Origin of the sequence: Streptomyces sp. DvalAA-14, assembly GCF_900091855.1 — a bacterium.
Taxonomy (GTDB): domain Bacteria; phylum Actinomycetota; class Actinomycetes; order Streptomycetales; family Streptomycetaceae; genus Actinacidiphila.
In genome coordinates, this window is the sequence record NZ_FMCH01000146.1 from 1 (window position 1) to 11,981 (window position 11,981).

8 protein-coding genes are annotated in these 11,981 nt (G+C 70.5%); 6 read left to right on the forward strand and 2 right to left on the reverse strand.

Annotated elements, in window-relative coordinates:
• On the reverse strand, positions 1-542 hold a 542-nt coding region (locus GA0115240_RS06965), incomplete at its 3' end, for a TetR family transcriptional regulator (protein WP_093735780.1).
• A 130-nt stretch (positions 543-672) separates the two neighbouring features.
• Between GA0115240_RS06965 and GA0115240_RS06970 the strand changes: the two genes are divergently transcribed.
• Complete coding sequence (locus tag GA0115240_RS06970; protein WP_093735781.1) at positions 673-1,581, forward strand: SDR family oxidoreductase; 909 nt, start codon at positions 673-675, stop codon at positions 1,579-1,581.
• A 145-nt stretch (positions 1,582-1,726) separates the two neighbouring features.
• On the opposite strand, the gene GA0115240_RS06975 is transcribed toward GA0115240_RS06970, so the two are convergent.
• The gene (locus GA0115240_RS06975; protein ID WP_093735786.1) at positions 1,727-2,527 is read right to left on the reverse strand and encodes a DUF427 domain-containing protein; all 801 of its coding nucleotides are present in this window, start codon (positions 2,525-2,527) and stop codon (positions 1,727-1,729) included.
• A 324-nt stretch (positions 2,528-2,851) separates the two neighbouring features.
• Between GA0115240_RS06975 and folE the strand changes: the two genes are divergently transcribed.
• From folE to GA0115240_RS07000, 5 genes are all read left to right on the forward strand, one after another.
• On the forward strand, positions 2,852-3,379 hold the full coding sequence (folE, locus tag GA0115240_RS06980) for a GTP cyclohydrolase I (RefSeq protein WP_176724999.1): 528 nt from the start codon (positions 2,852-2,854) through the stop codon (positions 3,377-3,379).
• A gap of 95 nt (positions 3,380-3,474) precedes the next feature.
• Positions 3,475-4,998, forward strand: coding sequence for an MFS transporter (locus tag GA0115240_RS06985; RefSeq protein WP_093735783.1), 1,524 nt, complete (start codon positions 3,475-3,477; stop codon positions 4,996-4,998).
• On the forward strand, positions 4,995-5,612 hold the full coding sequence (locus tag GA0115240_RS06990; RefSeq protein ID WP_093735784.1) for an NUDIX hydrolase: 618 nt from the start codon (positions 4,995-4,997) through the stop codon (positions 5,610-5,612). Before GA0115240_RS06985 ends, GA0115240_RS06990 begins: the two co-directional genes overlap by 4 nt.
• Before the next feature lie 690 nt (positions 5,613-6,302).
• Entirely contained in the window at positions 6,303-9,068 is a 2,766-nt protein-coding gene (locus GA0115240_RS06995) for a ricin-type beta-trefoil lectin domain protein (protein WP_256069589.1), read from the forward strand.
• Between the two features lie 270 nt (positions 9,069-9,338).
• A partial coding sequence (locus tag GA0115240_RS07000) for a lectin (protein WP_093735787.1) occupies positions 9,339-11,981 on the forward strand: 2,643 nt, incomplete at its 3' end.

The window sequence follows — 11,981 nt, forward strand, 5'->3', positions numbered from 1 at the left end:
AGCTCATCGAGGGCCGCCCGCATCAGCTGCGTCAGGTCCCGCTGCTCGCCTTCCGCGATCCAGCGTTCGAACGCGACCTTGAAGACCGCGATCCCCGCCTGGGCGGCCAGGCTCGCCGCCGGGTCGGCGACACCGCGCTCGCGCAACGCGTCGGCGACCGCCGCCGCCAGTTTCGCCAGCTTGATCAGCTCGCGTTCCTGCAGCTCGGCGTTCGCGGCGATGATGGCCTGGCGCTGCTGGGCGTAGGGGCGCCGCTCGTGGAAGAAGGCGCCGACCGCGCCGAGGGCGACGGCGATCGCGTCGATCGGCGCCGCGGACGGCGGCGCGTCGGCCAGGGTGCCGACGAACAGCTCCTGCAGCGAGCCCGAGCCCCCGAACAGCACCTCGCGCTTGTCGGCGTAGTGCCGGAAGAACGTCCGCTCGGTGAGTCCGGCCCGCTTGGCGATCTCCGCCACCGTGGTCTGCTCGAATCCGCGTTCGCGGTAGAGCTCCAGCGCCGCCTGCTCCAGCCGGCCGCGCGCGTTGGGCTCCCATCGACTCATGCTGCCGATCCTACGTGATGACAGCGACTGACATGAGGGTGCTACGGTTGATGACAGTAACTGACATCGACCCGTCGTCGCGGGACCCTCCGCGGCCGGCGGGGACAACCGATCACCAGGAGTACCTCTCATGCGCATATTCGTCACCGGCGCGTCCGGCTTCATCGGCTCCGCCGTGGTTCCCGAGCTCATCGGCGCGGGCCACAAGGTCGTCGGGCTGGCTCGCTCGGATGCCTCGGCCGCCGTCCTCACCGCCGCCGGAGCAGAGGTGCAGCGCGGCGACCTCGACGACCTCGGCAGCCTGCGCGACGGCGCGGCCGGCTCTGACGGGGTGATCCACCTCGCGTTCGTGCACGACTTCTCCGCCTACGAGAAGGCGATCCGCACCGACCTGACCGCCATCGAGACCCTCGGTGCGGCACTCGAGGGCTCCGATCGACCGCTGGTGATCGCCTCCGGGACGCTCGGGCTGTCGGCCGGGGGGCGGACCGCGACCGAGAAGGACGGCACCGCGCCCGGGCAATCCGCCTCGCCGCGGGCCGCCGCCGCGGACCTGACGATCTCCCTGGCCGCGCGCGGCGTCCGGTCGTCCGTCGTCCGGCTGTCCCCGAGCGTGCACGGCGTGGGGGACCACGGCTTCATGGCCGCCCTCATCGGCATCGCCCGGGCCAAGGGCGTCTCCGGCTATATCGGCGACGGCGCCAACCGGTGGTCCGCCGTGCACCGGCTCGATGCCGCCCGGCTGTTCCGGCTGGCGGCGGAGCAGGCTCCGGCGGGATCGACGCTGCACGGGGTGGCCGACGAGGGCGTGCCGATCCGTGCCGTCGCCGAGCTGATCGGGCGCCACCTCGACCTGCCGGTCGCCGCCGTCGCCCCCGAGAACGCGGCGGAGCACTTCGGCTGGCTGGGCGCCTTCCTCGGGTTCGACAGCCCGGCCTCCAGCGCGCTGACCCGCGACCTGCTGGGGTGGCAGCCGACCGGCCCCGGGCTCCTGGACGACCTGGAGGAGGGCCACTACTTCCGCGAGCCGTCCGCCTGACCGTCCGCACCGGCGGCGCGGCAACCGCGCGGCCCGGGCCGCCACCTCACCGGCGGCGGCCCGGCCCGGTCGCCGCCGCCCGGAAAACCCCGTCGCCGCCCCGCATGCGCGGAGACCGCATCCTCGGCGCTACGCGCGGGCCGGCTCAGTGCTCGGCCTCGTGGCCTGCCCCCACCGGTTCGGGCCGGGGCAGCAGCACCCCGTCGAGGGACAGATCCACGCGCTCGTTGTAGAAGGCGACCATGCCCGCGACGGGGGTCAGCTGCCGGGTCGGGAAATCGTAGGCCCAGACCAGGTCCTTGTGCTGGGCGGTATCGCTGGTGAAGGACCAGTAACCGCTGGTCGTGCCCTTGTACGGGCACGAGGTGACGGTGTCGGACGGCTGGAGGCGCGTCCAGTCGACGAATCCGCGGTCGAGGTAGTAGCGCGTCGGCAGGCCCGTCTCGAACACCATCACCGTCGAGGGCGCGTCGGCCAATACCGTCCCGTCGACCTGCACGCGCACCGGACGGTTCGAGCGGAGCGCGTCCACCCGGGTGTACGGGCTGCGCGGGTGGACGAAGACCTGCTCGTCCTCCTCGAACCAGGCGTCGACGGCCTCCCACGAGAAACGCACCGTGGTCTCCGCGATGGCCTCCGGGGCGCCGGCCGCCCAGATCCACGCGGCGCGGGGCCGGGACAGCGAGCCGAGTTCCAGGGCGTGGCGGCGGGCCGGACCCGGGCCCAGCCGCCCGGTCCGGCCCTCGTCGACGAGGGAGGCGCCGGCCGCCAGATCGTCCAAGGGAATGCAGTACTGCGGATAATGCGGCCTCTCCCAGACGTAGAACGCTCGCTGGGTGTCGAAAACCAGTCGGCCCTCGATAAAACCGCGGAGCCGTCTCGGCACCGGTTCGACATGGCCGACCGGAACGATCGTCGCGGGGTAGTTCACTGCCGGGTCGGCCATGGTCCGCATCCTCGCTTTTCGTTCGTTTCCGATCATCCGGATCATCCGGATCACCGTGGATGCGAGCCTCGCATATTCGGCCGGTCCCAGGAAGGACCGGCGTCAGCGGGCGCCGGGTGACGGGAAGCAGTGGCGAAAAAACGCTCCGGCAACACGGTCTTCTTCTGGCATTCCACAATGGTGCGATCATCTCGATATTGCGCTGGTCGAGTGGCAGCCGGGCCAAGCTCTATCCAAGAGACGATTTTGACGCGACCCTCGCATTACTCCATCTGAGCCCTTCTGGGCTTGTTGGCGAGAGCGGAACGGAGGTCAACCGTGACCATGGCGGAGTGGCTGAAACAGAATGTCACCACCGACGAGAGAGCCCTCGGCTGGTATGCCGGACCGGAGTGCGAGGATCGCATCGTCCGCGCGTACCGGGAGTTGCTGAGCGGCTACGAGATCGATCCCTCGAAGATCCTCAAGACGACCTGCTTCGTAGAAGGAGAGCATTCCGGAGTCGTGCGCGTGCACGACGCCAACTTCTTCTCGATCTGCGCGCACCACTTCCTGCCTTTCTTCGGAAAGGTCAGCATTTCGTACGTCCCCGGTGACCGGATTCTCGGGCTGGGCAAATTCCCCCGACTGGTGCAGGCGTACAGCCGGAGATTCCAGATCCAGGAGTACCTGGTCCGGGACATCGCCGAGGAGATCATGTCGTCCGGCGGCGCCCAGGCCGTCCGCGTGACATCGAGCGGCCGGCACATGTGCATGTGCAGCCGCGGACCGTCCGACCAGACCGTCGTCACCGATACGTCCTACGTGGCCGGCCACCAGGAACTGCTGGCGAAGTACGGCCTGGCCGAATAACCGCGCCCGCCCGGCGGGAGGTTGCTGCTTCCTCCCGCCGGGCGTCCACGCCACGACCGCCGTGCGCGAGCGCGGCGCCGCCCCGGGGAGAACCCATGCACCACACCTGCGGAAGCGGTCGCCGGCCCGCGCACCGCCACGCCCGCCCGCGCGGCCGTTCGACCTCGCCGTGGCCGCACGTGGTCGCGACCTGGCTCGCCGGGACGCTGGCCGCGGTGGGGCTGGGCGCCGTCGCGCCGGTGAGTCCGGCCGTGCGGTCGTCGCTGGGCCTGTCACTCGGCACCGTCGCCTGGGCAACCTCCGGTATGACCGCCGTGGGCGCGGTGCTCGGTATTCCGGTCGGCTGGTGGACCAGCCGCTTCTGTGCCCGCCGCGCGCTACTGGTGGGGCTGGTCGCCCTCGCGGCGGCGGCCGGACTCAGCGCCGTGGGCGGCCCCTGGGCACTCCTGCTGACGCTGCGGACGGCGGAGGGCGTCGGCTTCCTGCTGGTCTTCGTGGCCGGCCCGATCGTGGTCACCGGACTGACCAGGGGCCGTACCCGGGCGGCGGCGCTCGGCCTGTGGGGCACCTGCGTGCCGACCGGGGTCGCCCTCGCCGCGGCGGTGGGCGGGGCGCTGGCGTCCGGCCTGAGCTGGAACTACTGGCTGGGCGTCACGGGCATCGGCCCCCTGCTGCTGGCCGGCTACCTGGCCGTCACCCTTCCGCACCCGCCGGCTGCCGGGGGCGCCGACGGTTCCGGTTCCGGCGCCGGCGCCGGAACCGGAACCGTCGCCGTCGCCGGTCCGCTTCCGGCGGCCGACACGGGCGCCGGCCAGCTGCCGCTGGCCGCGTCGACCGCGTCGACCATGTCGGGCCTGGGCCCGGGCATCGCGCCGCCTCCGGTGGCCGGCGCGAACCGCCGCTGGTCGCGCGCCGCCGGCATCCTGGCGCGATGCTGCCCGCCGGCCGGGGCGTACGCCTGCCTGGCACTGATCAGCGTGGCCGTGCTGGTCCTGCTGCCGGACTTCCTGATCGAGGTCCGGCACCGGTCGTTCGCCGGGGCCGGGGCCGCCGTCGCCGTGGTCAGCGCCAGCAGCGCGGTGGGCGGCCTGCTCGCCGGCCGCCTGCTGCGCCGGGGTGTGGGCCTCAAGACGCTGGCCCCGCTCGCGGCGGTGATGCCGCTCGGCTGCCTCCCCGCCTTCTCGCCACGGGTCCCGATCGGCGCGGGGGTGGCCGCGGCCGCCCTGGTGCTGTTCGTGGACGGGCTGCTCATCTCCGCGGTGTTCGCGGCCGTACCGGCCATCGCCGTACGGGCCGGTGACATCGACCTCGCCAACGGCGCCCTCGCCCAGTTCGGCAGCCTGGGGCTACTGATGGGACCTCCGGTCTACGGCCTGGCGGTGGCATACGCGGGGTGGGGCGGCACGGTTGCCGCGACCGCGGTGTTCGCGGCGCCGACCGTCGGGCTGCTGCTGGCCACCGCGCGCCGCGTCACCGCCGCCGCCCCGGACGTACCGGCGCCGCCGCCGAGGGAGTTGATCGGGATCGGGAAGGGGAACGGGACCGTGAAGACGAACGGGACCGGGACCGGGAATCATGCGGTGGTAAGTGGCGAGATCCTCGACCGGAGGTATGAGTGAGAATCGATTTCTCCCAGCCGTACGACGACACCTACCGCGAGTACTGCGTGCACTGCCACGCGGAGGCCATCGAGTGGATCACGGTGGACGGGCGCAAGAAGTGCGTATGCGGCTCCTGCGGCCGCCGGTCCGACCGGGCCATCGTGATCGACCCGGCGATCTCCTGGTGGACGGACGAGACCGGCGAGTACTGGCACGAGAGCGCCGGCGTCTTCGTCCGTGACCCGCAGCGGCGCTTCCTGTTCTTCCGCCGGCTGGCCTATCCCTTCGTCATGACGGTCCCGGCCGGCCATGTCGACCGCGGTGAGGCACCGGACACTGCCGCCGCCCGGGAACTCACGGAGGAAGTCGGCCTCGGTGGCGGGAAGCTCCGTCTCGTCACCAGCGCGCATCTGCTGGGCGACGCCTGCCGAAGGGGCTCCGACGCCCACCTCTGGCATGCCTACCTGCTGGATGTCGCCGCGGCGCCGCAGGAGGTGACGGTCAACGAGGAGGGGGAGTCCCCGGTCTGGCTCTCCCTCGACGAGGCCCGCTCACACCGGCTCACCTTCGCGGTGGCGCGGATCATCGAGACGCACGGCGATGAACTCGTCGGCGTGGTGCGGGAGGGCTGACGGGCTTTCAGCAGCCGTTCCGCGCGGTCCGCAGGGCGGTTCAGCGGGAAGAAACCCTTTTCGGAACCTCGGGCAACAGAAACGATCACGGCTGCCGGTGGGGTGAACAGAGGTCGGATGACCGGCCCGTGGGGCGGGCCGGGCGGTCCGGCGGGGCGCCCGAGCCGGGGGTGAGCACCGGGGGTCCGCGGCAAGGCGCTGGTGGGGCAGCCGCCAACCGGGGTTCACCGAAAGGCACTTGCCTCACATCCGAGCGCCGGGCGATGGGCGGCGACGTGTGCCGACCGCGCTGGGGCGGGGTCCGGATCCGGGGTCAAAGGCGACATTGGTCCGACTGCTTGTGGGGGCCATTGACGGACTTCCGGGGGCTGGCTAACTTCGCGGAAAGCGCTCTCCTCCAGTCCTCGGCGCCCGCCCGCGTCCGACCGTCTCGGGAGTCCCCCCATGCGAACCACCGCCTCAACCAGGCCCGTACGCGCCTCGCCACGGTCTGACAACGATGTCTAGCAGCGTCCGGTGCCAACCGCGCGCGCCGATCGCTGCCGCCCGCGAACGCGATCTTCCCGGCTGACCAGCTCGCTCTGCGCCGGGTTTTGTTTCTTTATGTTTTCTTGTGTCGGAATCGTTGACGGACAACCGAACAGCAGAACACACTTGCGCCGCTTCCCCCCGAGTGAAGGAGCGTCAGCTGTGCAACGTCTCTTCAGATTCGCCCCTTTGTGGGTGCTCGCCCTGCTGGCCGCCGTGCTGGCCGTCAGCAGCGTCCCGGCGCAGGCGGTCGCCACGACCTCCATCACGGTGGACGGCAGTCAGGGCGGCCGGACGTTCGACGGGATCGGCGCCATCAGCGGTGGCGGCGGCAATTCCCGCCTGCTGACCGACTATCCGGCCGCCCAGCAGAGCCAGATCCTGGACTACTTGTTCAAGCCCGACTACGGCGCGAACCTGCAGATCCTCAAGGCGGAGATCGGCGGGGACGCGAACTCCACCGACGGCTCGGAGCCGTCGATCGAGCACACCCGGGGGCAGATCAACTGCAACGCCGGCTACGAGTTCTGGTTGATGGAGCAGGCGAAGGCCCGCAATCCCAACATCAAGCTCTACGGGCTGGCCTGGGCCGCACCGGGTTGGATCAGCGGCGGATTCTGGTCCACCGACACCATCAACTACCTCATCTCGTGGCTCGGTTGTGCCAAACAGCACGGCTTGACGATCAACTACCTCGGCGGCTGGAACGAGCGCGGCCACGACGTCAATTGGTACATCCAGCTGCGCTCGGCCCTGAACAGCGCCGGCTACTCGGGCGTGCAGATCGTCGGTGACGACAGCGGCTGGGGCGTGGCCGACGACATGGCCACCAACTCCGCGTTCAACAACGCCGTTTCGGTGATCGGCGCCCACTATCCCTGCCAGGGCGGCGACGGCGGCAACGCCGACACCTGCTCCAGCACCGCGAACGCGAAGAACAACGGCAAGCCGCTGTGGGCCAGCGAGAACGGCTCCATCGACATGAACAGCGGCGCGCCGGCGCTGATCCGCTCGATCACCCGCGGCTATGTCGACGCCGACATGACCGCGTACCTGAACTGGCCGCTGGTCGCGGCGATCTATCCCAATCTGCCGTACGCGACCGTCGGCCTGGCCACCGCCGGTTCGCCCTGGTCGGGGCAGTACAGCATCGGGGAGAACACCTGGGCCACCGCTCAGGTCACCCAATTCGCCCAGCCGGGCTGGAAGTTCATCGATTCCGCTTCCGGCTATCTGGGCGGCGCCGAAAGCAACGGCTCCTATGTGACGCTCAAGGCACCCAACGGCACCGACTACTCGACCGTGCTGGAGAGCACCACCGCCACCGCGGCGCAGACCGCCACCTTCCACGTCCAGGGCGGGCTGTCCACCGGCGCCGTCCATGTCTGGGCGACGAACGTCAACAACCCCAACCCGGCGACCGACTTCGTCCACACCCAGGACATCACGCCGTCGGGCGGCTCCTACTCGCTGACGCTGCAGCCGGGCTACGTCTACACGGTCACCACCACGACCGGCCAGGGCAAGGGGACGGCCGTGAGCCCGGCCGCGCATCCGCTGGCGCTGCCGTACAGCGACACCTTCGACAACGATGCCACCAATGGCGAGGCGAAGTACCTCTCCGACATGCAGGGCTCCTTCGAGGTACGGCCGTGCGCCAACGGCCACTCGGGGAGTTGCGTCCAGCAGGTGGCCCCGGTCAAACCGATCGAGTGGCAGGACGACTCCGACTCCTTCTCCCTGCTGGGCGATCCGACCTGGTCCAACTACACGGTCAGCACGGATGTCAGCCTCCAGCAGGCGGGCACCGTCGAGTTGCTGGGACGGGCCAACACGCAGAACCGGCCGCAGAGCCACCAGGCGGCCTACGAACTGCGGGTGGGCGACACGGGCGCCTGGTCGATCGCCAAGAACACCAGTAGCGGGACTCTCAGCACCCTGGCCTCGGGCACCCACGCGGCGCTGGGGCTGGGCACCTGGCACACAATCGCGCTCGGCTTCTCCGGCGACCAGATCACCGCGACGCTGGACGGCGCGACCCTCGGCACCGTCAACGACAACTCCTACCCGGCCGGGCAGATCGGTATCGGCGTGGTGGGTTACCAGACCGACCAGTTCGACAACCTGTCCGTCACGCCCAAGGCGGCCGGCAATGTCGGCGGCATCCTCAAGGGCCGCCAGTCCGGGCTGTGCGCGGACGTGCCCGCCGCCAGCCAGACCAATGGCACCGCGGTGGCGCTGTGGGACTGCACCGGCGGGACCAACCAGAGCTGGACGGCCACCCCGGCCAAGCAGTTGATGGTCTACGGCAGCAAATGCCTGGACGCGGCAGCCGGCGGCACCGCGAACGGCACCGCGGTGCAGATCTACGACTGCAACGGGACCGCCGGGCAGCAGTGGACGGTCAACGCCGACGGCAGCGTGGTCGGCGTCGGCTCCGGCAAGTGCCTGGACGCGACCGGGCTGGGCACCACGAACGGCACCCCGCTGGAGTTGTGGACCTGCAACGGCGGCGCCAACCAGACCTGGGCGCGCGGCGCGGTCGCCGGTCCGCTCCGGGGCCTGGGGTCGGGCCGCTGCGTCGACGTACCCGCGGCCAATCAAGCCAACGGCACCCAGCCCGCGCTGTGGGACTGCAACGGCGGCGGCAACCAGACCTGGACCTCGACCAGCAGCAATCAGCTGACCGTCTTCGACGCCAAGTGCCTGGACGCCGTCGCCGGCGGGACCGCGGACGGTACCGGGGTCCAGATCTACGACTGCAACGGCACCGGCGGCCAGCAGTGGCGGGTCCGGTCCGACGGCACGGTCGTCAATGTCGCGTCGGGCAAGTGCCTGGACGCGACCGGCGCGGGCACGGCCAACAGCACCCCGCTGGAGCTGTGGACCTGCAACGGCGGCAGCAACCAGAGCTGGTCCCGGAGTTGACCCCTTCCCCGACTCCGTGACCCCGGCCCTCGGCCGATCCCCCACCGCCGAGGGCCGGAACCGGGCGGACGCCTCCTTCCCGGCGTCCGCCCGGGGTCCGCACCACCGGATTCCCGCACCACGGGGATCCGCACCACGGGGATCCGCACCATCGGGATCCGCACCACCGGATCCCGGCACCACCGGATTCCTGGCACTGACAACGTTGTCCTGATCGATCGCCCCCCTGCCGGGCCCTCGCGCCCGGCCCATCGAAGGAGAAGGTTCGCGATGGCACGATTGGCAAGACCCCTCGGGCTGAGCGCGGTCGGTGTGCTCACCACCGTCGCGCTGGCCGCGGCCGGGCTGTTCACCCCCGCGCTAGCCGCCACCCCCACGCCCGCGCTGGTGAGTTCCCCGGCCACGGTGGTGAACCCGTTCATCGGCACGTCGAACCAGGCCGACGACTTTCCCGGCGCCGATGTCCCGTTCGGGATGGTGCAGTGGAGCCCCGACACGCCTTCCCGCCCGGACGGCGGCGGCTACGAGTACAACGACACCTCGATCACCGGCTTCAGCCTCACCCACATCGCGGGCCCCGGCTGCGGCGCCGCGGGCGACGTCCCGGTGCTGCCGACCGTCGGAGCGGTCAACACCGCGGCCACGGACGCCTTCTCGCACAGCAACGAGTCGGCGTCGGCCGGTTCGTACAAGGTGGCGCTCAACAACCAGGTGACCACCGAGCTCACCACGACCACGCGCAGCGGCATGGCCCGGTTCACCTTCCCCTCGACCAGTCAGGCGAATCTGGTCTTCAAGCTGAACAAGAGCCAGGGCCCGGACAGTTCGACCCAGTTCAACGTCGTCTCCAGCACCGAGGTCAGCGGCCAGGTCACCAGCGGCAAGTTCTGCGGCGCGGGCAACTCCTACACCGTCTACTTCGACATGGTCTTCGACCAGCCGTTCACCTCGCAGGGGACGGCGGCGGCGACCGCGGCGAGCACGACTCCCTCGACGTCCGGACAGCGCGCGTCCAAGAACGCGCCGGAGGCGCCCAACAAGCCGCAGCTGCACGGCGCGATGCCGAAGGCCACCGCGGCGAAGTCCGCTACGGCCAAGGCGGTGACGCCGAACGTCGCGGCGTCGAGCGGCTATGTCACCTTCAACACCACCGCCAACCCGGTGGTGCAGGCGAAGGTGGGCGTGTCCTACGTCTCCACCGCCAACGCGGTCGCCAACCGCACCGCGGAAAACCCCGGCTGGAACTTCGACACCACCCGCAGCGCCGCCCAGAACAGCTGGAACAGCGTGCTCGGAAAGGTGGGCATCGCCGGCGGCACCTCCGCGCAGCAGCAGAGCTTCTACACCGCGCTCTACCACTCGCTGCTGCACCCGAACGTGATCAGTGACACCAACGGCCAGTACTACGGCTTCGACGCGAAGACGCACACCGTCGACGCGGGTCACAGCGCGGCCTACGCCAACTACTCGGGCTGGGACATCTACCGCTCCCAGGCCCAGTTGGAGGCACTGGTCGATCCCCAGGCCGCCTCGGACACCGCCCAGTCCATGGTGGACGACTACACCCAGACCGGCCTGTTCCCCAAGTGGTCGGAGAACAACGGTGAGTCGTATGTGATGGTCGGCGACCCGGCCGACGCGATCCTCGCCGACTACCGGGCTTTCGGCGCGACGAACTTCAGCACCTCGACGGCACTGGCCGACATGGTCGCGCAGGCGAGCAAGACCAACAACGACCGGCCGGGCCTCAACTACCTGAACACACCCGGCTACATGCCGCACGACGGCAGCTACGGCTGCTGCAACTTCTACGGCCCGGTCGCCACCACCCTCGAATACGGCGCCGCCGACTTCGCCCTCTCCGCGTTCGCCGGGGCGCTGGGGGACACCGCGGACCAGCAGACCTACCTCAACCGTTCCCAGGACTGGCGCAACACGTTGAACCCGGCGTCCGGCTTTGTCGAGCCACGCAACGCCAACGGCGCCTTCACCGGCGGCTTCGACCCGACCAGCGGCACCGACATGGTGGAAGCCGACTCGTGGATCTACACCGGGATGGTCCCCTTCGACCTGGCCGGGCTGACCGCCGCCAAGGGCGGCCGCACCGCGATGAACCACTACCTGGACACCACGCTGCGCAGCTACACCGGCGCCAACGGCTACGCCTGGGTCGGCAACGAACCGAGCATCGAGCTGCCGTGGGAGTACGACTACACCGGTGAGCCGTACCGCACCCAGGGGACGGTCCGGCAGATCCAGGACCAGATCTGGGCCGACACCCCCGGCGGTCTGGCCGACGGGAACGACGATCTGGGTGCGATGAGCGCCTGGTACGTGTGGTCGGCGCTCGGCATGTACCCCGAGACACCCGGCACCGCCGACCTGGCCCTGGGCTCACCGCTGTTCACCCAGGCCGTCATCACCCTGCCGTCCGGCAACACCCTGACGGTCAACGGCAACGGCGCGGCGGACAACGCCCCCTATGTCCAGTCGGCGAGCTGGAACGGCGCCGCCTGGAACAACGCCTACGCGCCCACGTCGGCGATCACCAGCGGCGGCACCCTCAGCTACACCCTCGGTACCGCCGCCAACACCTCGTGGGCGACCGGTGCCACCGCCGCCCCGCCGTCCTACCACGGCAACACGGTCGCGCCCCCGTCGCCGCGGGTGGGCCCGGTCACGTCGGCGGTTGGGGCCAGTGAGTGCCTGGACGACGCCAACTCCTCGACCACCGACGGCAGCCACGTGCAGATCTGGGGCTGCGACGGGACCTCCGCGCAGGACTGGACGATCGCGACCGACGGCACCTTCCGCACACTGGGCAAGTGCCTGGACGTCACCAAGAGCGGCACCACCACCGGCACCCTGATCCAGCTCTACGCCTGCAACGGCAGCGGCGCCCAGCAGTGGACC